The organism is Pseudomonas sp. WP18, from assembly GCF_036689585.1.
In the GTDB taxonomy this organism is placed as follows: Bacteria; Pseudomonadota; Gammaproteobacteria; order Pseudomonadales; family Pseudomonadaceae; genus Aquipseudomonas; species Aquipseudomonas chlororaphis_E.
In genome coordinates, this window is sequence record NZ_CP144758.1 from 4,947,582 (window position 1) to 4,969,570 (window position 21,989).

At 60.8% G+C, this 21,989-nt stretch carries 23 protein-coding genes and 1 tRNA gene; 7 read left to right on the top strand and 17 right to left on the bottom strand.

Annotation, left to right across the window (positions count from 1 at the left end):
• The first annotated feature begins 38 nt into the window (after positions 1 to 38).
• Complete coding sequence (locus V5F23_RS21930; protein ID WP_042728772.1) at positions 39 to 527, top strand: RDD family protein; 489 nt, start codon at positions 39 to 41, stop codon at positions 525 to 527.
• 211 nt (positions 528 to 738) lie between these two features.
• Here V5F23_RS21930 and nadA read toward each other — a convergent pair whose 3' ends face one another.
• Positions 739 to 1,797 (bottom strand): quinolinate synthase NadA, encoded by a 1,059-nt coding sequence (gene nadA / locus V5F23_RS21935; RefSeq protein ID WP_047736635.1) that lies wholly within the window; start codon positions 1,795 to 1,797, stop codon positions 739 to 741.
• 392 nt (positions 1,798 to 2,189) lie between these two features.
• Between nadA and V5F23_RS21940 the strand changes: the two genes are divergently transcribed.
• The 6 genes from V5F23_RS21940 to V5F23_RS21965 all read left to right on the top strand — a co-directional run bounded on the left by V5F23_RS21940 (position 2,190) and on the right by V5F23_RS21965 (position 9,122).
• The gene (locus V5F23_RS21940; RefSeq protein WP_338473843.1) at positions 2,190 to 3,965 is read left to right on the top strand and encodes a copper resistance system multicopper oxidase; all 1,776 of its coding nucleotides are present in this window, start codon (positions 2,190 to 2,192) and stop codon (positions 3,963 to 3,965) included.
• A 10-nt stretch (positions 3,966 to 3,975) separates the two neighbouring features.
• Complete coding sequence (locus V5F23_RS21945) at positions 3,976 to 4,893, top strand: copper resistance protein B (RefSeq protein WP_338496545.1); 918 nt, start codon at positions 3,976 to 3,978, stop codon at positions 4,891 to 4,893.
• A 54-nt stretch (positions 4,894 to 4,947) separates the two neighbouring features.
• Positions 4,948 to 5,334: a copper homeostasis periplasmic binding protein CopC gene (gene copC, locus V5F23_RS21950; protein WP_042728768.1), complete on the top strand. Its 387-nt coding sequence runs from the start codon at positions 4,948 to 4,950 to the stop codon at positions 5,332 to 5,334.
• Positions 5,335 to 5,338: 4 nt separating this feature from the next.
• Positions 5,339 to 6,250 carry a copper homeostasis membrane protein CopD gene (gene copD / locus V5F23_RS21955; RefSeq protein ID WP_338496547.1) on the top strand — a complete coding sequence of 304 codons (912 nt, stop codon included), beginning with the start codon at positions 5,339 to 5,341 and terminating at the stop codon, positions 6,248 to 6,250.
• Positions 6,251 to 6,406: 156 nt separating this feature from the next.
• Entirely contained in the window at positions 6,407 to 7,594 is a 1,188-nt protein-coding gene (locus V5F23_RS21960) for a cyanate transporter (RefSeq protein ID WP_338496550.1), read from the top strand.
• A 97-nt stretch (positions 7,595 to 7,691) separates the two neighbouring features.
• The gene (locus V5F23_RS21965; RefSeq protein ID WP_338496554.1) at positions 7,692 to 9,122 is read left to right on the top strand and encodes a hypothetical protein; all 1,431 of its coding nucleotides are present in this window, start codon (positions 7,692 to 7,694) and stop codon (positions 9,120 to 9,122) included.
• Positions 9,123 to 9,271: 149 nt separating this feature from the next.
• Here V5F23_RS21965 and V5F23_RS21970 read toward each other — a convergent pair.
• From V5F23_RS21970 to V5F23_RS22045, 16 genes are all read right to left on the bottom strand, one after another.
• A tRNA-Lys gene (locus V5F23_RS21970) sits at positions 9,272 to 9,347 on the bottom strand.
• 63 nt (positions 9,348 to 9,410) lie between these two features.
• The gene (gene queC / locus V5F23_RS21975; protein ID WP_161796097.1) at positions 9,411 to 10,085 is read right to left on the bottom strand and encodes a 7-cyano-7-deazaguanine synthase QueC; all 675 of its coding nucleotides are present in this window, start codon (positions 10,083 to 10,085) and stop codon (positions 9,411 to 9,413) included.
• Between the two features lie 19 nt (positions 10,086 to 10,104).
• A complete protein-coding gene (gene queE, locus V5F23_RS21980) occupies positions 10,105 to 10,752 on the bottom strand; it encodes a 7-carboxy-7-deazaguanine synthase QueE (RefSeq protein WP_042728763.1) in 648 nt (215 codons plus the stop codon).
• Between the two features lie 167 nt (positions 10,753 to 10,919).
• Positions 10,920 to 11,756 (bottom strand): tol-pal system protein YbgF, encoded by an 837-nt coding sequence (gene ybgF, locus V5F23_RS21985; RefSeq protein WP_123578462.1) that lies wholly within the window; start codon positions 11,754 to 11,756, stop codon positions 10,920 to 10,922.
• Positions 11,757 to 11,762: 6 nt separating this feature from the next.
• On the bottom strand, positions 11,763 to 12,260 hold the full coding sequence (gene pal, locus V5F23_RS21990; protein ID WP_003178634.1) for a peptidoglycan-associated lipoprotein Pal: 498 nt from the start codon (positions 12,258 to 12,260) through the stop codon (positions 11,763 to 11,765).
• Positions 12,261 to 12,312: 52 nt separating this feature from the next.
• Positions 12,313 to 13,593, bottom strand: coding sequence for a Tol-Pal system beta propeller repeat protein TolB (tolB, locus tag V5F23_RS21995; protein WP_172679705.1), 1,281 nt, complete (start codon positions 13,591 to 13,593; stop codon positions 12,313 to 12,315).
• 17 nt (positions 13,594 to 13,610) lie between these two features.
• On the bottom strand, positions 13,611 to 14,690 hold the full coding sequence (gene tolA, locus V5F23_RS22000) for a cell envelope integrity protein TolA (RefSeq protein ID WP_042728760.1): 1,080 nt from the start codon (positions 14,688 to 14,690) through the stop codon (positions 13,611 to 13,613).
• Positions 14,690 to 15,142 (bottom strand): protein TolR, encoded by a 453-nt coding sequence (gene tolR, locus V5F23_RS22005; RefSeq protein WP_161796096.1) that lies wholly within the window; start codon positions 15,140 to 15,142, stop codon positions 14,690 to 14,692. Before tolR ends, tolA begins: the two co-directional genes overlap by 1 nt.
• A 23-nt stretch (positions 15,143 to 15,165) precedes the next feature.
• The gene (tolQ, locus tag V5F23_RS22010; RefSeq protein WP_338496555.1) at positions 15,166 to 15,861 is read right to left on the bottom strand and encodes a protein TolQ; all 696 of its coding nucleotides are present in this window, start codon (positions 15,859 to 15,861) and stop codon (positions 15,166 to 15,168) included.
• Positions 15,851 to 16,318 (bottom strand): tol-pal system-associated acyl-CoA thioesterase, encoded by a 468-nt coding sequence (ybgC, locus tag V5F23_RS22015; RefSeq protein WP_003205037.1) that lies wholly within the window; start codon positions 16,316 to 16,318, stop codon positions 15,851 to 15,853. Before ybgC ends, tolQ begins: the two co-directional genes overlap by 11 nt.
• Before the next feature lie 127 nt (positions 16,319 to 16,445).
• Complete coding sequence (gene ruvB / locus V5F23_RS22020) at positions 16,446 to 17,507, bottom strand: Holliday junction branch migration DNA helicase RuvB (RefSeq protein ID WP_042728758.1); 1,062 nt, start codon at positions 17,505 to 17,507, stop codon at positions 16,446 to 16,448.
• On the bottom strand, positions 17,508 to 18,116 hold the full coding sequence (gene ruvA / locus V5F23_RS22025; RefSeq protein ID WP_042728757.1) for a Holliday junction branch migration protein RuvA: 609 nt from the start codon (positions 18,114 to 18,116) through the stop codon (positions 17,508 to 17,510). It abuts the gene before it with no gap.
• 112 nt (positions 18,117 to 18,228) lie between these two features.
• Positions 18,229 to 18,753 (bottom strand): crossover junction endodeoxyribonuclease RuvC, encoded by a 525-nt coding sequence (gene ruvC, locus V5F23_RS22030; RefSeq protein WP_024776477.1) that lies wholly within the window; start codon positions 18,751 to 18,753, stop codon positions 18,229 to 18,231.
• A gap of 194 nt (positions 18,754 to 18,947) precedes the next feature.
• Positions 18,948 to 19,694 (bottom strand): YebC/PmpR family DNA-binding transcriptional regulator, encoded by a 747-nt coding sequence (locus V5F23_RS22035; protein ID WP_014339920.1) that lies wholly within the window; start codon positions 19,692 to 19,694, stop codon positions 18,948 to 18,950.
• A 118-nt stretch (positions 19,695 to 19,812) separates the two neighbouring features.
• Complete coding sequence (gene aspS / locus V5F23_RS22040) at positions 19,813 to 21,588, bottom strand: aspartate--tRNA ligase (protein ID WP_338496557.1); 1,776 nt, start codon at positions 21,586 to 21,588, stop codon at positions 19,813 to 19,815.
• 75 nt (positions 21,589 to 21,663) lie between these two features.
• A complete protein-coding gene (locus V5F23_RS22045; protein WP_042728755.1) occupies positions 21,664 to 21,885 on the bottom strand; it encodes a zinc ribbon domain-containing protein in 222 nt (73 codons plus the stop codon).
• Between the last annotated feature and the right edge of the window lie 104 nt (positions 21,886 to 21,989).

Sequence of the window (21,989 nt, forward strand, 5' to 3'; positions counted from 1 at the left end):
CAATTCCGTAGAATGCCTTCTTTTTTTCCGAGGCCACCATGCCCAAGCACCTGCTCAATCCCCAGGGCGACTTCCCTCCCGTCGGCCTGGGCCGTCGCCTGGCGGCGATGTTCTATGACTTCCTGCTGTGCACGGCGCTGTTGATCGTCACCAGTGGCGCCTACAAGATGATCCAGATGGGAATCATCGGCGAAGAGAAGATGCGCGCCCTGACCGAAGCCGGCACGCTGGACGGTGACCCGTTGCTATCCACCGTGCTGCTGTTCGTATTGTTCGGTTTCTTCGCCAAGTTCTGGACCCACAACGGCCAGACCCTGGGCATGCAGGTATGGTGCATTCGCGTGCAGAACGCCGATGGCACGGCCATCAGCCTGTGGCAGGCACTGTTGCGCTTCGTGGTGTCGATTGCGTCATGGCTGCCGCTGGGGCTGGGCTTCATCTGGGCGCTGTTCGACAAGCGCAAGCGCAGCTGGCATGACATCTACTCGGACACGCAACTGGTGCGGATTCCGAAGAAGACCCGGTAACAGCGGCGCTTTGTCAGGGGAGCCCCATTGTGGCGAGGGGATTTATCCCCGCTGGGCTGCGAAGCAGCCCCAAACAGTCAACTCGATTGTCCTGGCGTACCGAATCGGCTGGCTTTAGGGGCGCTTCGCGCCCCAACGGGGATAAATCCCCTCGCCACAGATAAATCCCCTCGCCACAGATAACCCCCCTCGCCATAGGAGACAGCTCCGCTCAGGCGTTCCCCGCCAATTTCATCCGTGCGGCCTGGGTAAAGTCCAGCATGCGCTTGAGCGGGCGAATGGCCTGGGGAATCAGGGCCGGGTCGACGAAGATCTCGTTGGCACCTTCCTGCAAGCTCTTGAGCGTGCGCTCCAGAGTGTTCATCGCCATCCACGGGCAATGCGCGCAACTGCGGCACGCCGCGCCGTTACCGGCGGTTGGGGCCTCGATGAAGACCTTGTCCGGGCACAGCTGCTGCATCTTGTAGAAGATGCCGCGGTCGGTGGCGACGATCAGCGTCTTGTTCGGCAGGCTCTGGGCCGCAGCGATCAACTGACTGGTGGAACCCACTGCGTCCGCCAGCTCGATCACCGACGTCGGCGACTCCGGGTGCACCAGGATCGCAGCGTCCGGATACAGCGCCTTCATGTCCTCCAACTGCTTGGACTTGAACTCCTCGTGGACGATGCAGGCACCGTCCCAGAGCAGCATGTCGGCTCCGGTCTTGCGCTGGATGTAGGTCCCCAGGTGCTTGTCCGGGCCCCAGATGATCGTCTCGCCGTTGTCCATCAGACTCTCGACGATCTCCAGCGCGCAGCTGGATGTCACCACCCAGTCAGCTCGGGCCTTGACCGCCGCCGAGGTGTTGGCATACACCACCACCGTGCGCTCCGGGTGCTGGTCGCAGAACGCCGAGAACTCGTCCACCGGGCAACCCAGGTCCAGGGAGCAGGTGGCTTCCAGGGTCGGCATCAACACGCGTTTTTCCGGGTTGAGGATCTTGGCGGTCTCGCCCATGAACTTGACCCCGGCAACGACCACGGTCTTGGCCGGGTGGGCATTGCCAAAGCGGGCCATCTCCAGGGAGTCGGACACGCAGCCGCCGGTTTCCTCGGCCAGGGCCTGGATGATCGGATCACAGTAGAAATGCGCGACCAGTACCGCGTCCTGAGCCTTGAGCTCGGCGGCGATGGCGGCGCGGTACCAGGCTTCCTGTTCGGCGGACAGCGGCTTGGGCTGCTTGGCGTCAAGGTGGGCCTGGACCAGAAGGCGTTCAGAAATTTGCGTCATGTTCGCAAGACCTGCAAGCGCGTTTAGCGCGAAAGTCGAGTATACACCCGGCTCCGGACCACTCGGGTACCGCCGGGAAAGTGGGTATCAATCAGGCACGGGACAGCGTGAAGCCGGCAAGGCTACAGAATATCCCGGCGATGCAAAAGATCATTCTGACCTGTGCCCGACCTCAGCCCCGAACGCGATCCACCGTGGCGAGGGAGCTTACTCCCGCTGGGCTGCGAAGCAGCCCCAAACATGGCCGGCTCAAATCGACCGCCAACTTGCGTTCCCCTCAAGCTGACTGAAATGTAATCACTTGCCCCACTCGCCTGTGTCATCTTTTCGTTCAAACCTGCCAAGGAGATTGCTCCGGGCACGTGGCGAATCGACTGACGGACCTCCATCGTATGCAAACCAAAACTTCCCGGCGCACCTTCGTAAAGGGTCTGACTGCCGGCGGCATCCTCGGCGGCCTGGGCTTGTGGCGCGCGCCTGTCTGGGCGGTCACCGGCCCGGGCCAGCCCAACGTCCTGAGCGGCACCGAGTTCGATCTGTTCATTGGCGAAAGCCCGGTCAACTTCACCGGCACCCCACGTACCGCCCAGACCATCAACGGCGGCATTCCCGGCCCGCTGCTGCGCTGGCGTGAAGGCGACACCGTCACCCTGCGGGTGCGCAATCGCTTGAAGGATACAACCTCCATCCACTGGCACGGCATCCTGCTGCCAGCCAACATGGACGGCGTTCCGGGGTTGAGTTTCAAGGGCATCGAACCCGACGGCATGTATGTGTATCAGTTCAAGGTCCGGCAAAACGGCACCTACTGGTACCACAGCCATTCAGGCTTCCAGGAGCAATCCGGGGTCTACGGCCCGCTGGTGATCGACGCCAGGGAACCGGAACCCTTCCAGTACGAACGGGACTATGTGGTGATGCTCACCGACTGGACCGATGAAGACCCCGGCAACATCCTTCGCAAGCTCAAGAAACAGTCGGACTACTACAACTACAACAAACGCACCGTCGGCGACTTCATTGACGATGTGGGCAAGAACGGCTGGGCCAGCACTGTGGCCGATCGCAAGATGTGGGCCGAGATGAAGATGAACCCCACGGACCTGGCCGACGTCAGCGGTGCCACCTACACCTACCTCATGAACGGCCAGGCGCCGGACATGAACTGGACCGGCCTGTTCAAGCCTGACGAACGTCTTCGCCTGCGCTTTATCAACGGCTCGGCCATGAGCTATTTCGACGTGCGCATTCCCGGCTTGAAGATGACGGTGGTGGCGTCCGACGGCCAATACGTCAAACCGGTGAGTGTCGATGAGTTTCGGATCGCCGTGGCCGAAACCTATGACGTCATCGTCGAACCGACCCAAGAGGCCTACACCCTGTTCGCCCAGTCCATGGACCGCACCGGCTATGCCCGCGGCACCCTCGCGGCCAGGGCCGGGTTGTCGGCACCGGTGCCGCCCCTGGACCCGCGGCCATTGGTGACCATGGACGACATGGGCATGGGTGGCATGGACCACGGCTCGATGCAGGGCATGGCCGGGATGGACCACAGCCAGATGCAGGGCATGGATCATAGCCAGATGCAGGGCATGGGCGACATGTCCGGTATGGATCACGGTGCCATGCAAGGCACGGACGGCATGCTGTCGCACCCCGACACCGAGAAAGACAACCCTCTGGTAGACATGCAGGCCATGAGCGTCAAGCCCAAGCTCGACGACCCGGGCATGGGGCTGCGCGACAACGGCCGCAAAGTGCTGACCTACTCAGACCTGCGCAGCACCTTCCCCGACCCCGACGGCCGCGAACCGGGCCGTACGATCGAGCTGCACCTGACCGGGCACATGGAAAAATTCGCCTGGTCATTCAACGGCGTGAAATTTTCCGACGCCGCGCCGCTGCTGCTCAAGTACGGCGAGCGACTGCGCATCGTGCTGATCAACGACACCATGATGACCCACCCCATCCACCTGCACGGCATGTGGAGCGATCTGGAGGACGAGAACGGCCAGTTCATGGTGCGCAAGCACACCCTCGACGTACCACCGGGCGCCAGGCGCAGCTACCGCGTCACCGCCGATGCCCTCGGGCGTTGGGCGTATCACTGCCACCTGCTGTACCACATGGAGATGGGGATGTTCCGTGAAGTTCGGGTGCAGGAATGAGGAGCCGAGCATGACCACTGTTTTTCAATACCCCCTGGCACTCATGGCCAGCCTGACCCTCGGCGCCACCTCGGCCTGGGCGGCGGGCAACGACATGCAAGGCATGGATCACAGCCAGATGCACGGGATGGACCATAGCCAGATGCAAGGTATGGATTCGATGCAAGGCATGGACTCGATGCAGGGCATGGAACCCATGCAATCAGCGCCGACCACCAGCCGCACGCCGATCCCGGAACTGACAGCCGCCGATCGCGCCGCCGTCTACGAGGATCACGGCGGACACGCGGTGCATGACAGTTCAATCAATTCGTTTTTCCTCATTGACCAACTGGAGTGGCAAGACGCCGATGACGGCAGCGCCCTGAGCTGGGATGCCTCCGGCTGGATCGGTGGCGACATCGACCGTTTGTGGCTGCGCTCCGAAGGTGAACGCCTCAACGGCAAGACCGAAGAGGCGGAACTTCAGGCCCTGTGGGGCCACGCCATCAGTCCTTGGTGGGACGTGGTGGCCGGCGTACGCCAGGACTTCAAGCCGGGCGATGCGCAAACCTGGGCCGCCTTCGGCGTGCAAGGCATGGCGTTGTACAACTTCGAAGCCCAAGCCACCGCGTTCATCGGCGAAGGTGGCCAGAGCGCGGCGCGACTGGAAGGTGACTACGACATCTTGCTGACCAATCGGTTGATCCTGCAGCCCACCGCCGAGGTCAACTTCTATGGCAAGAACGACCCCGCCCGCGGTGTCGGCTCAGGGCTGTCGGACACCGAACTCGGCGTACGGCTGCGTTATGAAATACGCCGCGAGTTCGCGCCCTACATGGGTATTACCTGGAATCGGGTCTATGGGAACACCGCCGACTACGCTCGCGAAGAGGGCGAAGACCACAGCGAAGCCCGTCTGGTGTTGGGCGTGCGCATGTGGTTCTGAGCCATTGACCTGTTTCACAAAAAAACTAAAAAACCGAGCTGTAGGAGTCCTTGCATGTCACTCATCAAAACTGCTGTTGTTGCTGTCGCCTTGTCCACCGGCCTGTTGGTCAGTGGCCTGGCCCAGGCGCACCCGAAACTGCTGTCCTCTACCCCCGCCGAGGGCGCCGAAGGTGCGGCACCGCCAAGGATCGAGCTGCACTTTTCCGAAAACCTGATGACCCAGTTTTCCGGAGCCAAGCTAATGATGACCGAGATGCCCGGCATGGCGGCGCATTCGCCCATGCCCATGCCAGCCAAGGTCTCCGGCAGCGATGACCCGAAAACCATGGTCATTGTCCCAAATGGCCCTCTCACCGCCGGCACCTATCAGGTCCAGTGGCGCGCGGTGTCGTCCGACACTCACCCGATCACCGGTAACGTCACGTTCAAAGTGAAGTGAGTTGATGAGCGACTCGATCAACATCGCCCTGCGTTTTGCCCTGTATTTGGATCTGATGTTGCTGTTCGGCCTGGCCGCGTTCGGGCTCTATAGCCTGCGAGGCCAGGAGCGGGTGTCGGGCACGCAGTTGCCGTTCACACCACTGCTAGTGACCACGGCGATGTTGGGCGTGCTGCTCTCCTTCGCCGCCATGGCGTGCATGGCCTGGGCCATGAGCGGAGTTTCAGACTGGGCCGAACTGTGGCCGCACATTGAAATGATGGTGTTGGAGACCGACTTCGGCTCGAGTTGGACACTGCGGATAGCGGCGCTGCTGCTGGCCGGGGTCGCCGTGACGCTCAATAAACGTTGGCCGACTGCCAGCCTGGGCCTGGTCATGCTCGGTGGGGCCGTGGCCTTGGCGACGCTGGCCTGGGCGGGGCACGGCGCAATGGACGAAGGCACACGCCGCAACTGGCACTTCATCACCGACTTCCTGCACTTGTGGGCGGCGGGAGGCTGGGTCGGGGCCTTGGCCGCGTTTGCCCTGCTGCTTCGCCAGGCCAAACCGCAGCTGGCGGTACTGGCCCGGACGTTGACCGGGTTTGAAACCGCCGGGGCGGTGATCGTGGCGGTCATCAGCGTGACGGGAGTGGTGAATTATCTGTTCATCGCCGGCCCAAGCGTCGAAGGGCTGCTGGACAGCACCTACGGTCAGTTGCTGGCGCTCAAGCTCATCTTGTTCGCCGCCATGCTGGTGTTCGCCGCGTTGAACCGCTTTCACCTGAGCCCACTGCTGGAGCAGGCTCGACAGAGCGGCGAGCACAAAATCGCGGTGAATGCCCTACGGCGCAGCATGGTCCTTGAGTTCGCTGTGGCGGTGATCATTCTGGGATTGGTGGCGTGGCTGGGGACGCTGAGCCCGGAGATGGAATAACCGACTAGCGCCCCACTGAATCCGTGGCGAGAGAACTTGCCCCCTCGCCACAAAAGCGAGCAGCATTTAATTATTAAATAAGCCTCACCAGTTTTCAGTTTGCCCATCGCAAGGTGCCCTGGCCTAAATGGGGCTTTATCCAGCCAAGGCCCTGTTATGGAAAGCATTCGAACCTCAACCACCCACGCCATCTGGCTGATGGTCAGCATCGTTTTGGTAGCGCTGAACCTGAGGCCTTCGATGGCAGCGGTCGGGCCGTTGTTATCGGCCATTCGCGGCGAGGTTCCCTTGAGTTTCAGTACCGCCTCGCTGCTGACCATGTTGCCCGTCATGGCGATGGGCCTGGCGATGTTCCTGGGCATGCGCATCGCCCTGCGCATTGGTGAACACCGCACCATCGTGCTGTCGTTGTTGATTATTGGCATCGCCACGGCCTCGCGCTTGTATCTGGACAGCGCCGCCGGGTTGATCGCCAGTGCGATCGTGGCCGGGCTTGGGATCGCGTTGATCCAGGCAGTGATGCCGGCACTGATCAAGTCACGCTTCGCCGACAACGTCTCTCTGTTCATGGGCTTGTACGTCACCGCCATCATGGGCGGGGCGGCGATTGCCGCGTCGTTTTCACCCTTTGTCCTGACGCAAACGGGCAGTTGGCGCGTCGGCCTGGCGATCTGGGCATTGTTGGCGCTGGTCGCCTTGGGCTGCTGGTACGCCCAGCGATCGAACATCACGCCCTTGTCCGAAACAGCGCCCCGGCATCACGAAGCGTTCTCCAGCAACGCCCGGGCCTGGCTCCTGGCGATTTTCTTTGGCCTGGGCACCGCTTCCTACACCTGCGTGCTGGCCTGGCTGGCACCGTACTACGTGGAAAAGGGCTGGAGCGAACAGCACGCTGGCCTGCTGCTGGGGTTCCTCACGGCAATGGAAGTGTTATCCGGCCTGGTCACCCCGGCGATTGCCAACCGCAGCCGGGATAAACGCCTGGTCCTGAGCGTCCTGCTGGCCCTGATCATCGGCGGCTTCTGTGGCCTGATCCTCAGTCCGGAACGCTTCAGCCTGCTCTGGGCCTGCCTGCTGGGGCTGGGTATCGGCGGCCTGTTCCCCATGAGCCTGATCGTATCCCTCGACCACCTGGACAACCCACGCCGGGCCGGTGGCCTTACTGCGTTCGTGCAGGGTGTCGGCTATCTCATCGCCGGCCTCTCGCCATTGATTGCCGGGATGATCCGCGACCAACTGGGGAGTTTTGAGTGGGCCTGGTGGTCGCTCATGGCGATCATGGCGTTGATGATGGTGATGGGATTGCGCCTGGACCCGAAACATTACGGACAGCACATCCGCTGAGTTTCCAGTAGGAGGACTTGATAGGTTGAAGATTTAGCGGATGCGACTTGGCGTTACTATACCTGCCAGGATTTTTACCTCGTAAGGGAGCTACGCCTTGTCCGTCATTCCTGACAGAACCTTCGCTGAAGTGCTCAAGCACACCGTCAAACGCATTCTTTCCTATTGGACCCAGATCACCGTCACGTTAGGCCTGCTCGCGACAGGGCTAGGGTTCATCACGTTGTACCTGTATACCCGGACGATTGGACGAATCGATCTGTTCATGCCGTCCATCGATGTGAAGTCTGCACTGTTGGTCTGGGTCGTGCTCGTCCTGCTGCTGATGCTGTCGTATCTGTTCATCCTGGGGGCAACAACGTGGATGTTCGGCTGGTCGGTTTCGCTTTTTTCAAACATGAAGGACAACCAACCGAAGATTGTTTTCTATCTGGTGTTCCCCACGGTTGTGGGATTTAGCGCGTTCATCGGCGCCACTTTCTTTCTGTCCACATTGAACACCTGGATGATATTCGTGGCGTTACTCCTGATCGTCTTCGTTGCGTGCTTTCTCATGTACGCGCTCACGCCGTTCAAAAGAATCATCAGGAAAAGCACACTGGTCCAAGCCAGGCTGGAGCGAGCCCGCTTGAAACGCCTGGCAGCCCATCAACAAATAAAGCAGAAAAAGCTGCAGAAAAATAAGCCTGCCCGCCCCAAGAAGGCCTGCCTGCAAAAATGGCTCACCTATTGGCAGGCGTTCAAAGACAAGACGACGCCAACGTGGCTGCAGCTAAAAGAAAAATGGCAGCGGCTACAGTCGTGGGTAAGGGCTCGCAAAGCGTTCTGGCTCGTCACCCTGGTCTCGATCTTCATATTTGTCACCGTGATCTTCGCCGCCTTTCCAATCCTGCTGACGATACGTTCATACATGGAGAAAGAAACCCCTGACACCGTCCCCTACGTGGCGGGCCTGTCCTGGCTGACACTCATCTTCACCCTGTTACCGGTCGTCGTATTTTATTGTTTCAAGGGGGATATCTACCGGCGGACCTTCAATGGCCTGATCGCAATGATCCTGGCCTTCTGCGCCTTCACAATGCTCTCGCCGGGCAGTCTGAGCCAGATCACCTACATCGCAGCACAAGGCTTATCCGTTCGCCAACAAACGGCGGAACGATACGCCTTGCCAGAAGAGATAAAACTGCGAGACCTGAGCGCGACCCTGTGGAAAACACGTCAGGTTGCTGCGCAAAAAATAGAAGTCGAGGCCTTCCAGTTGTATTCCTTTGGGGACGTACTGTTACTGTGCCCAAAGGACATGCTGTCACTTGAACTCAAAGAGCTGAAAAACTACTCGAAGTTCTGTATCAGCACGCTCAATAGCAAGGTTGTGCGCAAACCTCCGTTACCGGTATTCGCCAGGAAATTACAGAAAGATTGGGCTTGCCGGGTGCCCTCATGGCAGATCCAGGCAGGACGCTGGCTCGCTTGGGAAGCGCTGGTTCCAGGCGTTCATCGCTCCGCGTCGGGCGAAAAAAAGGGCTGAAGGCCCTGGCAGTCGTGAGCATGGCGACTGCGCCACGACAGAACGGCTGACTCCCTGCCCTTGGGCGGGGGGACACTTGATTTCAGGCAAAAAAAAATCTGGAAATCCTCACTTTCGTGGGCCTTCCAGACTTTTAAAACTGCTAAAAATGGTGGGTCGTGTGGGATTCGAACCTACGACCAATTGGTTAAAAGCCAACTGCTCTACCAACTGAGCTAACGACCCGCTGTGTGGTGGCGCGTATAATACTGATTTCTAAGGACTATTCAACACCTAATTTGAAATAAATCAAAAATAAGGTGTTGGGTCGCTCACGCCCGCCGCTGCGAAGCCTTCGGCACGCAGGCGGCAGCTGTCGCATTTGCCGCAGGCACGGCCCTGATCGTCGGCCTGATAGCAGGAAACGGTCAGTCCATAGTCCACGCCAAGCTTTACACCCGCCTTGACGATGTCGGCCTTGCTCAGGTTCTGCAAAGGCGCCTGTATGCGGAACCCCAGCCCTTCCACGCCGGCCTTGGTCGCCAGGTTAGCCATGCGCTCGAACGCTTCGACGAACTCCGGACGACAATCCGGGTAGCCGGAATAATCCACGGCATTGACGCCGATGAAGATGTCACGGGCGCCCAGCACCTCGGCCCAACCCAGGGCAAGAGACAGGAACACCGTGTTGCGGGCCGGTACATACGTCACCGGGATCCCTTCGCTCGGCGCTTCGGGCACGTCGATGGAACTGTCGGTCAGGGCCGAACCGCCGATCCCGTTGAGGTTCAGGCCGATCACCTTGTGCTCTACCACCCCCAGGTCCCGGGCAACCCGCTCGGCGGCCTGGAGCTCGGCGCGGTGACGCTGGCCGTAATCGAAGCTCATGGTGTAGCAGCGGTAGCCTTCGGCCCGGGCCATGGCCACGACCGTCGCCGAGTCCAGGCCACCGGACAACAGAATGACCGCACGTTTTTCTGTAATGTTCGTCTGTTCAGTCATCTCAGCGCCCCGGCTCGTCGTTCCAAAGATATTTGTGCAGCTGCAATTGCAGGCGCACCGGCAGGTTATCCGCCACCACCCAATCCGCCAGGTCACGGGCATTCAAGTCATGATGGCTGGGCGACACCAAAACCTCGCCGGCCCGCTCGTCAAGCCGATACTGGATCAACTTGGACACGGCCCAGTCGTAATCTTCCCGCGAGCAAATGACGAACTTGACTTGGTCGTTGGGCGTCAGCAGTTCGATGTTCTCATAACGGTTGCGATGCGCTTCCTTTGAACCTGGGGTTTTCAAGTCCACGACGCGGCTGACACGCGGGTCGACGGCCGAGATGTCCAAGGCGCCACTGGTCTCCAACGAGACCTCGTAGCCGGCATCGCATAGCTGCTTGAGCAAAGGAATGGCATTGGGTTGTGCCAGTGGTTCGCCACCCGTGACACAGACATAGCGCGGGCGGTAGCCGGCAACTTGCTCAAGGATGTCGTCGAGGGTGCGCAAGGTGCCGCCACTGAAGGCGTAGGCGCTGTCACAGTATTGGCAACGCAACGGACAACCGGTGAGGCGCACAAATACCGTGGGCAGCCCGGCCGTTCGTGTTTCACCCTGTAACGAGTAAAAAACTTCGGTGATTCTCAATGTGTCTTGCATAGTCGCCACGGGCGTAACAGCTAAACAGGCTGTCCGCCTCCGTCAGGCACTTCAAGAAACCCCGCCAACGCGTAGATCCCAGGAAGCGTGTTTCAGAAAAAGGGCGTGAATTCTAACGAAAAAACCCGCGACAGGCGCGGGTTTCTTCAATACGGGCTCAAACCGGCTTACATGCGCTGCAGATCGCGCTGAGCCAGTTGGGCGGCGGAGGTGCCCGGGTACTGGGCCACCACTTGCTGCAAGATGCCCTTGACCTTGTCGGTGTGACCGAGGCGGCGCTCTACGTCAGCCAGCTTGTACAGCGAATCCGGCACCTTGGCGTGCTTGGGATACAGCTGGGAGACCTTGGCGAACGCCTGTCCAGCGCCTTGCAGGTCGCCTTTGGCCAGGTTCACTTCGCCCAGCCAGTATTGAGCATTGCCCGCGTACTGGCTGTTGGGGTACTTGCGCAGGAAAGCGGCGAAGGCCTGGCTGGCCTTGTCGAAATCCTTGGCCTTGATCAGGTCGAAGGCGGCATCGTAGTAGAGCTTTTCCTTCGCCGGGTCAGCCGGTTCGCCGCTGGCGGCAGGTGCCGGAGCGGCTGCCCCAGCGCCTGCGGCAGGTGCTGCACCGGGGGCGTTCAAGTCGCCACCGGTACCAGAATTCTCAGGAGTGGCGGCAGGTGCAACGCCGGTTCCTATGCGCCGATCAAGATCCTGGTATCGCTCCAGGTTTTCCTGCTTCATGCGCGAAATATCATTCTGCAGAACTTCGATCACGCCTTGCTGGCGCGACAGTTGATCCTGCATTTGCTGGAGCTGGTTGAACAGCTCGCCCTGTGCCGAGACAGGGGCCGAAACCCCTCCCCCGGCATAGGCGCCGTTCGTACCGTAACCTGCAGGCGGATTACTGCTCCCGCTATTGCTATAGCCGGCATCGTTATCGACCACAGGAACCGCAGCCCACGCCGCAAGCGGCGCGAGACTGAGAGCCAGAACAGTTACAGCACGACGGCACGTTCGCATGACGAATTACTTACGCAGTTCGACGCGACGGTTTTGAGCCCAGGACTGCTCGTCGTTGCCGGTAGCAACTGGACGCTCTTCGCCGTAGGAAACCAGTTCCAGCTGAGCTGGGGAAACACCTTGCAGTACCAGGTAGCGTTGAACGGCTTTCGCACGACGCTCGCCCAGTGCCATGTTGTACTCACGAGTACCACGTTCGTCGGTGTTGCCTTCCAGAACAACGCGAGCGCCGTTTGCTTTCAGGTCCTTGGCGTGAACGTCCAGAGCGCGCATGGCTTCTGGCTTCAGGTCCGAGCTGTCGTATTCGAAGTAGAAGGTGGTGATTGCGCGCAGAGCAGCTTCTTCGCTCAGGGAGCCATCAACTGCACCAGTGTTAGCGCCGTAACCAGCGTTTGGATCAACAGCGCCTTCACCGGCGTTGTCGCCGCCTTTGGACGAGCAACCTACAGCTACAGCCATGGCCAGAGCCAGCGCAGCAAATTTACCAAACTTCAGCATTTCCATCGTGAAACTCCTAATGAACCCCAGTGTGTTAAGTAAAACGTATTGCGCCGCGTCAGTTCAGGTAAGGGGACCAGGACGGTTCTCTGACTTCGCCTTGTGCGGTAGGAAGCGGGAGCCTCACGCGTCCATTAATGGACACGAGCATCAAGACTCCCCGGCCCTGCTGGCGGGTGGCGTAGATTACCATGGTGCCGTTGGGCGCAACAGTAGGTGACTCGTCCAGAGTGCTATCAGTGAGGATTTTTACGCTACCGCGCTGCAAATCCTGGGCCGCCACCTTGAAATTGGTGAAACCGTCCTGGCGGTGGATCATCACCAGGGTCTTTTCATCAGCCGACAGTTTAGGGTTGGCGTTGTAGTTACCCACGAACGTCACGCGTTCGGCACCGCCGCCACCAGCACTGGTCTTGTAGATCTGAGGCTTGCCACCGCGGTCGGAGGTGAAGTAGATGGTCGAGCCATCCTTGCCCCAGAACGGTTCGGTGTTGATGCCCGGGCCATTGGTGACGCGGGAGATCGAGCGCGAGGCCAGGTTCATCACGTAGATGTCAGGGTTGCCGTCCTTGGACAGCACGAACGCCAGGCGCGAACCGTCCGGCGACCACGACGGCGCGCCATTGAGGCCTTCGAAGTTGGTGATCTGCTCACGACGACCGGTGTCGATGTGCTGCACGAAGATCCGAGGACGCTTCTGCTCGAACGAAACATAGGCGATGCGCTTGCCATCGGGGGCAAAACGCGGCGACAGGATCGGCTCGCGCGATTGCAGCAGGGTCACCGCGCGGGCGCCGTCATAGTCGGAGCGCTGCAGGGTGTAACGGGTGTTGTTCTCGGAGAAGCGCTCGGCGGTCACGTAGAGCATGCGCGTGGAGAACGCGCCCTTGATGCCGGTGAGTTTCTCGAAGGACTGGTCGGCGATGTAGTGCGCCATGTCGCGCAATTGATCGACACCGCCCGACACGCTGCCGGTCAGCACTTGCTGCTCGGTGGCGACGTTGAACAGGGCGTACTGCACCTGCAGGCGACCGCCGGCCGGGACAATGCTGCCCACCATGATGTACTGGGCGCCCAGGGCCTTCCAGTCACGGTAGATGACTTCGCTGGCCTGGGTCGGCAGGCTGATCATGTTCTGTTTCGGAATCGGCGCGTAGTAACCCGAGTTGCGCAGGTCATTGCCGATGATCTCCGCCATATCGTCCGGCAGGACGCTACCGCCCTGCCAGCCGAACGGTACGACGGCGATCGGGGTCGCCCGGTCGCTGCCGCTGGTGACCAGAATGTTCTTTTCCTCTGCTACCGCCATCCCTGCCAGGCAGCAGATAACGACAAGCATTGATCGAAGAATGTTTCTCACAAGGCTAGATCCTCAGGTGTGAATGTCATCTTGAACGAACGATAGGGAGCAAAGTCGCTCGGTTTCATTCCTTGCATTTCCGTCAGTCGTCCAATGTTCTTGACCGCCGCGACCGCCGAAGCGTCGAACGGACCGTCACCGCTGGACTTGGCGACGCTGACCGAGGTAACCGTACCGTCGGGCAACATGCCGATTTGCAATACTACCGTCATGCCTTTGCGCGCCGAAGGTGGACGGGCCCAACCTTCTGCCGCCCGGGCACGAATCAGATCATCGAAACTGCCGGCGACTTCATCGCCCTGCTCGTCGGCCAAGGCCTGCTGGCGCTCCGGCTTGTCGGAAAGCAGGTCTGCCAAGGCCTGGGCCTTCTTGTCTTCGGCAGATTTACGCGCTGCGTCCTGGGCCTTTTTCTTGGCGGCGTCGGCGGCGGCTTTCTTCTTCGCTTCTTCGGCGACCTTTTTCTTGGCCTCTTCAGCTTCGGCTTTCTTCTTGGCGTCTTCGGCCGCTTTCTTCTTCGCGTCCTCGACAATCTTTTTCTTCGCTTCTTCAGCGGCCGCTTTCTTGGCCTCTTCTTCGGCGGCTTTCTTGGCTTCTTCCTCGGCCTTCTTCTTGGCTATATCAGCCAATTGTTTCTCTTCTGCCTTCTTGGCCTCGGCCGCCTTCTTCGCGTCGTCGGCTTTCTTGGCTTCATCAGCCTTTTTCGCCTCGTCCGCTTTCTTCGCCTCATCGGCCTTCTTGGCTTCCTCGGCCTTTTGAGCCGCTTCCTCTTTCTTTTGTTCCGCGGCCTTGATCGCTTCCTGCTCGACCTTTTTCTGCTCCATCTGCTCGACTTCGGTCTGGCGCGCGGCGGATTTCTTCGCCTCGCCCGCAAGCTTCTGGTTGGTCTGGGTGGTGGCCTGGCTTTTGGACTTGAGCTGGTACAACGTCGCCTGCACGATCGGCTTGGCCGGTGGCAGCTCCGGTGTCATGGCAAAACTGACGAACAGCATGCCGAACACCAGCACGTGCAGGCCGACGGCCAGGACAGTGGGCCAGAAGTAGCTTTCCGAGGCGGACGGCTCTCGCTGTTGCTGCATCAGGGGGCCTCGGTGATCAAGCCAACATTACCGACCCCGGCTTTCTGCAGACCGCCCATGGCGCCCATCACGGCACCGTAGTCGACGGTCTTGTCGCCGCGAATGAAGACCTGCGTACGCTTGCCGGCGTCATTGCCGACACGAATGATCTTGGTCACCGCATCGGTCATCTGCGGCAGGGTCATGGCCCGGTCCTGCTGCTTCTCGGTGTCGACTTCGCTGCCAAGGTTCCAGTAGTAGGTCTTGTCAGCCTTGATCGAAATGGTCAGGACCTGGGTGTTGTTGTCCTGCGGCAAGGCTTCGCTGGAAACCTTGGGCAGATCAACCTTCACGCCCTGGTTGAGCATCGGCGCGGTCACCATGAAGATGACCAGCAGCACCAGCATCACGTCGATGTAGGGCACCACGTTCATCTCGGCAACCGGCTTGCGCTTGTTTCGGGCTCGAGCGATTAAAGCCATCGGGAAATACCTGCTTATTCTTCGCTGGTGTGCACTTTGCGGTGCAGGATCGCCTGGAACTCATCGGCGAAGGTGTAGTAACGGCCGATCAGCGTTTCGCTGCGGGCAGCGAAGCGGTTATAGGCAATGACGGCCGGGATGGCCGCGAACAGGCCGATGGCGGTGGCAACCAGGGCCTCGGCGATGCCCGGGGCCACGGTGGCCAGGGTCGCTTGCTGGGCCGATGCCAGGCCACGGAAGGAGTTCATGATCCCCCACACGGTGCCGAACAGACCGATGTACGGGCTGACCGAACCGACGGTGGCGAGGAACGGCAGGCTCTGCTCGAGCTTCTCTTCCTCGCGGGAAATGGCCACGCGCATGGCACGGGCCACGCCTTCCATCACCGCTTCAGGGTCGACGCCCGGCTGCTGGCGCAAGCGGGAGAACTCCTTGAAGCCGGCGCGAAAGATGTGCTCGACGCCCGAGTCCGGGTCCGGGTTGCTGCCCGCCTGGCGGTACAGCTTGGACAGGTCGATGCCCGACCAGAAGCGCTCTTCAAAGCTCTCCAGGGCTCGGCGACCGGCGCGCAGCAGGTTGCTGCGCTGAAAAATCATGATCCATGAGGTCACCGATGCGGCTACCAGGGTCAGCATTACCAGTTGCACCACGACGCTGGCATTGCTGACCAGGCTCCACATGGAGGTATGGTCGACGACGTTAGCTTCCACGCTTTATCTCCTGCTCTGAGTGTGTACCCGCGCCGCTCACGCCGGCAAAGGCCGCACGTAGAGCTTCGGGAATGGCCCGGGGTTTCAAACTATGGGTGCGCACACAGGCCACCAGGAACTGCCCTTCACAGAGCAGCACATTATCCGTAGCCCGCCTGACCTGCTGCTTGAAGCGCAGGCTGACACGGTTCAACTCGATGACATCGGCACTTACCACCAGCTCGTCGTCCAGTCGCGCCGGCGCGTGGTAGCGCGCTTCGCTGGAATGCACGACGAATAACAGGTCCTCCCCTGCCAGCGCGGATTGGGCGAAACCCAGTTCCCGCAGCCGTTCGGTTCGAGCCCGTTCCATAAACTTGAGGTAATTGACGTAGTAAACGATGCCGCCGGCATCGGTGTCCTCGTAATAAACGCGACAGCGATGTGCGAACGACTCCAGCCCGTTTTGCGCGCGCATACTCTAGTGCTTACTCCTCAGGTTGCCAATCGGCCAGGCAACTGTTTTTTCATTCTCGAATGCATTGACGCTCCAGACGTCGTCTGGGACAGCACGAGCCGGAAAAAAGTCAGCCTATCGAGCGCGTTCAATCGTCCACGGCATCGAGGAATTCGTCTACTACCGGCATCTCGCCCATTCGTGTCGGGATGTTTAAGCCAAAGTGCAGGTAAGCATGGCGGGTTACCACGCGCCCGCGGGGGGTACGCATGATGTAGCCCTGCTGGATCAGGTACGGCTCCAGCACATCCTCGATGGTGTGACGCTCTTCGCTGATGGCGGCGGCCAGGCTGTCGACGCCCACCGGGCCACCGTCGAACTTCTCGATCATGGTCAGGAGCAAGCGCCGGTCCTGATGGTCGAAGCCACGCTCGTCAATGTCCAGCAGGTTCAACGCCAGGTCGGCAATCGGCTTGGTGATGTGGCCCTTGGCACGGACCTCGGCAAAGTCCCGGACCCGCCTCAGCAGTCGATTGGCGATCCGCGGCGTGCCTCGCGCCCGACGGGCGACTTCGTACGCGCCGTCCGGGTCCAGCGGCAATCCGAGGATGCCCGCCGAGCGGCTGACAATCGTCGCCAGGTCGGCATTGCTGTAGAACTCCAGGCGCTGGACGATGCCGAAACGGTCCCGCAGCGGGTTGGTCAGCATGCCGGCCCGGGTGGTCGCCCCCACCAGGGTGAACGGCGGCAAATCCAGCTTGATGGAACGCGCCGCCGGACCTTCGCCGATCATGATGTCGAGCTGGAAATCTTCCATGGCCGGGTACAGCACTTCTTCGACGATCGGCGACAGACGGTGGATTTCGTCGATGAACAATACGTCATGGGGTTCGAGATTGGTCAGCAACGCCGCCAGGTCGCCCGGCCGCTCGAGGACCGGCCCCGAGGTACTCTTGATCGACACCCCCATTTCCTGGGCAATGATGTTGGCCAGGGTGGTCTTGCCCAGGCCCGGCGGGCCGAAGATCAAGGTGTGGTCCAGCGACTCGCTGCGCCCACGGGCCGCCTGGATGAACAACTCCATCTGCTCGCGCACGGTCGGTTGGCCAATGTAGTCGGCCAGGCTGACGGGGCGAATCGCGCGGTCCTGGATTTCCTCGCGGTCACGGGGCGCACCCGTGGCGGCGATCAGACGGTCAGCTTCAATCACTTAGATCATTCCCTTCAGGGCACGGCGGATCATGTCTTCAGTGCTCAGGCCTTTTTCCTTGATGGCGGAAATCGCCTTGCTGGCTTCCTGCGGCTTGTAACCCAGGGAAATCAGCGCGGTAACCGCATCGTTCTCGGCGCTGACCGCCGGGGCCGGCGCGTCCGGCTGGTTTGGCACCAGGGCGAACATGGCCGGCACCGTTTCCCAGGCCTTGAAGCGGTCCTTGAGTTCCACCAGCAGGCGCTCGGCGGTCTTCTTGCCAACCCCGGGCACCTTGGTCAGTGCCGAGGTGTCCTGGGACTGCACGCAGCGCACCAGTTCATCGACCTCCAGGCTCGACATCAAGGCCAGGGCCAACTTCGGGCCGACGCCATTGAGGCGGATCAGCTCACGGAAGAAATCCCGTTCGCGCTTGCCAATGAAGCCATAGAGTAACTGCGCATCCTCGCGCACGACCAAATGGGTGTGCAGTGTCAGCGGCTCGCCGACCGACGGCAGGCGATACAGCGTGGTCATGGGCACTTCGAGTTCATAACCGAGCCCGTTCACATCCAGAATCAGGTGCGGCGGCTGTTTTTCAGCCAGGGTGCCGCGCAAGCGTCCAATCACGTTTCAGATCCTTGGGCGTTGGCCAGCCGTGGGCTGGCGAATAACGGCCCGGCATAAGGGCCGACGACGCGGCGCACCCTACCCGGGTTCACGAATGAGTGCGCTGATGCTATCAGAGACGCAGGCGCCCGCCACGACTGCGTGCAGTGCCCAAGCCGTGCGGCAGCAGGCTGGAGCGGGTATGCGCATGGCAAATGGCGATGGCCAGGGCGTCGGAGGCGTCGATCTGCGGCTTGCTGACCAGTTTCAACAGGTGCATCACCATCATTTGCACCTGTTCCTTGTTCGCCGCGCCCGTTCCGACGACCGCCTGCTTGACCTGGGTAGCGGTGTATTCGGCGATTTCCAGGCTTTCCTCGGCACCGGCAACAATGGCCGCGCCCCGGGCCTGGCCCAGCTTCAGGGCCGAATCGGCGTTACGGGCCATGAACACTTTTTCGATGCCCATGGTGACCGGCCCGTAGGTCTGGATGACCTCCCGCACGCCGCGATAAACAATCTGCAGGCGCTCGTGCAACTCGCCCGCCCCCGTGCGGATACAACCGGAAGCCACGTACACGCAGCCACGCCCGGTATCACGAACCACGCCGTAGCCGGTGATGCGTGAACCGGGGTCGATGCCAAGGATTAAAGTCATAACGCCTGCGAAAAAAAGTGCGATGGCAAGAAGGTACAACTCATCAAAGGCCTGCAGTGAACCCGTGGCGAGGGAGCTTGCTCCCGCTGGGCTGCGTAGCAGACCTTTTTTGGGAGCGCTTCGCACTCCAGCGGGAGCAAGCTCCCTCGCCACAATGGTTTCAAACAAACCTTAAGTGAGCAGCATTACACCTGTCAGCCCAGTTGCTCTGCCACCGACTCTGGAATGTCAGCATTGGAATAGACATTCTGCACGTCATCCAGGTCTTCGAGCATGTCGATCAGCTTGAGCACTTTCTCGGCGCCGTCCAGGTCCAGCTCGGCGCTGGTGGTCGGCTGCATGACGATTTCCGCGTCGGCCGGCTTGAACCCGGCCGCTTCCAGGGCATTGCGCACGGCATAGAAGCTGGCGAACGAGGTGAACACGTCGAACGATCCGTCTTCATGGCTGACCACGTCGTCGGCGTCGGCTTCCAGGGCGGCTTCGGTCAAGGCGTCTTCATCCAGGCCCGGCGCGAAGCTGATCTGCCCCTTGCGCTCGAACAGGTATGCCACCGAACCGTCGGTGCCCAGGTTGCCACCGCATTTGCTGAAGGCGTGACGCACGGCCGCCGCGGTACGGTTACGGTTGTCGGTCATGCATTCGACCATGACCGCCACGCCGCCTGGGCCATAACCTTCGTAGGTCAGTTCTTCAACGTTGTCGGCCTCGGTCGCACCGGCGCCACGGGCGATGGCCCGGTCGATGATGTCGCGGCTCATGTTGGCACCCAGTGCCTTGTCCAGGGCCAGGCGCAGGCGCGGATTGGAACCCGGATCGCCGCCACCCTGGCGGGCCGCGACCGTCAGCTCACGGATCCACTTGGTGAAGATCTTGCCCCTCTTGGCATCCTGACGTTCTTTGCGGTGCTTGATGTTCGCCCACTTGGAATGACCTGCCATAACTCGCTCCGGTTTTTCTTGAAACGTTGCCCGCCCTGCACCGATGCAGCGGCAGGCAAGCAGAAATATCGACACCAACGAAAAGGCGCATCCGAAGATGCGCCTTCAGGTGTCAGCCTTACTCAGCCTTGGGCTGTTCACGCAGACGGATGTGCAGCTCGCGCAGTGCCTTGGCATCCACCACACCCGGAGCCTGGGTCATGACATCGGCCGCGCTCTGGGTTTTCGGGAAAGCGATCACTTCACGGATCGACTGGGCGCCGGTCATCAGCATCACCAGGCGATCCAGGCCGAAGGCCAGGCCACCGTGAGGCGGTGCGCCGAACTTCAGGGCGTCGAGCAGGAAGCCGAACTTCTCTTCCTGTTCCGCTTCGTCGATGCCCAGCAGGCGGAACACCGCCTGTTGCATTTCCTTGCGGTGGATACGGATCGAACCGCCACCCAGCTCGGTGCCGTTCAGGACCATGTCGTAGGCACGCGACAGCGCGGTAGCCGGGTTGGCCTCCAACTCCTGCGGGGTGCATTTCGGCGCGGTGAACGGGTGATGCAGCGCGGTGAAGCTGCCATCTTCGTTTTCTTCGAACATCGGGAAGTCAACGACCCACAGCGGCGCCCACTCGCTGGTCAGCAGCTCAAGATCGTGACCGACCTTGATGCGCAATGCGCCCAGGGCTTCGCTGACGATCTTGGCCTTGTCGGCGCCGAAGAACACGATGTCGCCATCGACCGCGCCAACGCGATCGAGGATCACGTTCAGGTTGGCCTCAGGGATGTTCTTGACGATCGGCGATTGCAGGCCTTCGACGCCCTTGGCGCGCTCGTTGACCTTGATGTACGCCAGGCCCTTGGCACCGTAGATGCCGACGAACTTGGTGTAGTCGTCGATCTTGCTGCGCGGCATGCTCGCGGCGCCCGGCACGCGCAGGGCGGCAACGCGGCACTTCGGATCGTTGGCCGGCCCGCTGAAGACCTTGAATTCGACGTCCTTGAGCTGGTCGGCCACGTCCACCAGTTCCAGCGGGATACGCAGGTCCGGCTTATCGGAACCGTAGCGGCGCATGGCCTCGTCCCAGGTCATGTGCGGGAAGTCGCCGAATTCCAGACCCAGCACTTCCTTGAACAGGTTGCGGATCATGCCTTCGGTCAGGCCCATGATGTCTTTTTCGTCGAGGAAGCTGGTCTCGATGTCGATCTGAGTGAACTCAGGCTGACGGTCGGCACGCAGGTCTTCGTCGCGGAAGCACTTGGCGATCTGGTAGTAGCGGTCGAAGCCGGCCACCATCAGCAGTTGCTTGAACAACTGCGGCGATTGCGGCAGGGCAAAGAAGCTGCCGGGGTGGGTGCGGCTCGGCACCAGGTAATCGCGGGCGCCTTCCGGCGTGGCGCGGGTCAGGATCGGCGTCTCGACGTCGAGGAAACCGTTCTCGTCCAGGTAGCGACGGATGCTGGTGGTCATGCGCGAACGCAGGCGCAGCTTCTCGGCCATTTCCGGACGGCGCAGGTCGATGAAGCGGTAGCGCAGGCGGGTTTCTTCGCCCACGTCGGAAAATTCGTTGAGCGGGAACGGTGGGGTTTCCGCTTCGTTGAGCACTTCCAGCTCGTGGCCCAGCACTTCGATCATGCCGGACGCCATGTTGGCGTTGCCAGCACCGGCCGGACGCAGGCGCACCTTGCCGGTGACCTTGACCACGTATTCGCTGCGCACGCGGTCGGCGGTGGCGAAGGTTTCAGCGCGGTCCGGATCGAACACCACCTGGGCCAGGCCTTCACGATCACGGATATCGAGGAAAATCACCCCGCCATGGTCACGGCGACGATGAACCCATCCGCAAAGAGTAACTTCCTGACCTTCCAGGCTTTCGTTCAGTTGGCCGCAATAATGGCTGCGCATCATGGTAGTGGTTTCACTTCTCGTAATTCGACATTCGGTTGGAGGCCCTGCCCATGCAAGAACTCGCGCGTATTCAACTCAGTCTGCTTTGTCGCCACCGGCCAGGTTCTTCTTGGCGCCGGTTTTGAAGTCGGTTTCATACCAGCCCGTACCGCCGAGGCGGAAACCAGGCATGGACAGCATCTTTTTCAGTTCTGGCGCCTGGCAGGCAGGGCAGTCGACCAGCGGTGCCTCGCTGATCTTTTGAATGACTTCCATCTGATGACCACAGGAAGCACATTGATAGTCGTACATCGGCATGGGGTTGTCTCGGCGATCAGGTTACTCGCGCAAAGGCGGGCTTTGCGGCAAAGGGCGAGATTATATCCATTAAATGCAGCCTGTGCAGCCGTAAGACCGCACAG

Bases quoted from the DNA above. Each gene is read 5' to 3' on its own strand.
- nadA (WP_047736635.1), bottom strand. From the start codon at position 1,797: ATGACGCAAATTTCTGAACGCCTTCTGGTCCAGGCCCACCTTGACGCC.
- copD (WP_338496547.1), top strand. From the start codon at position 5,339: ATGAGCGACTCGATCAACATCGCCCTGCGTTTTGCCCTGTATTTGGAT.
- V5F23_RS21945 (WP_338496545.1), top strand. From the start codon at position 3,976: ATGACCACTGTTTTTCAATACCCCCTGGCACTCATGGCCAGCCTGACC.
- V5F23_RS21940 (WP_338473843.1), top strand. From the start codon at position 2,190: ATGCAAACCAAAACTTCCCGGCGCACCTTCGTAAAGGGTCTGACTGCC.
- queE (WP_042728763.1), bottom strand. From the start codon at position 10,752: ATGCAAGACACATTGAGAATCACCGAAGTTTTTTACTCGTTACAGGGT.
- ybgC (WP_003205037.1), bottom strand. From the start codon at position 16,318: ATGCGCGCGCAAAACGGGCTGGAGTCGTTCGCACATCGCTGTCGCGTT.
- copC (WP_042728768.1), top strand. From the start codon at position 4,948: ATGTCACTCATCAAAACTGCTGTTGTTGCTGTCGCCTTGTCCACCGGC.
- V5F23_RS21960 (WP_338496550.1), top strand. From the start codon at position 6,407: ATGGAAAGCATTCGAACCTCAACCACCCACGCCATCTGGCTGATGGTC.
- ybgF (WP_123578462.1), bottom strand. From the start codon at position 11,756: ATGCGAACGTGCCGTCGTGCTGTAACTGTTCTGGCTCTCAGTCTCGCG.
- tolA (WP_042728760.1), bottom strand. From the start codon at position 14,690: ATGCAGCAACAGCGAGAGCCGTCCGCCTCGGAAAGCTACTTCTGGCCC.
- pal (WP_003178634.1), bottom strand. From the start codon at position 12,260: ATGGAAATGCTGAAGTTTGGTAAATTTGCTGCGCTGGCTCTGGCCATG.
- V5F23_RS21930 (WP_042728772.1), top strand. From the start codon at position 39: ATGCCCAAGCACCTGCTCAATCCCCAGGGCGACTTCCCTCCCGTCGGC.
- tolB (WP_172679705.1), bottom strand. From the start codon at position 13,593: ATGCTTGTCGTTATCTGCTGCCTGGCAGGGATGGCGGTAGCAGAGGAA.
- ruvC (WP_024776477.1), bottom strand. From the start codon at position 18,753: ATGACTTTAATCCTTGGCATCGACCCCGGTTCACGCATCACCGGCTAC.
- aspS (WP_338496557.1), bottom strand. From the start codon at position 21,588: ATGATGCGCAGCCATTATTGCGGCCAACTGAACGAAAGCCTGGAAGGT.
- V5F23_RS22035 (WP_014339920.1), bottom strand. From the start codon at position 19,694: ATGGCAGGTCATTCCAAGTGGGCGAACATCAAGCACCGCAAAGAACGT.
- V5F23_RS22045 (WP_042728755.1), bottom strand. From the start codon at position 21,885: ATGCCGATGTACGACTATCAATGTGCTTCCTGTGGTCATCAGATGGAA.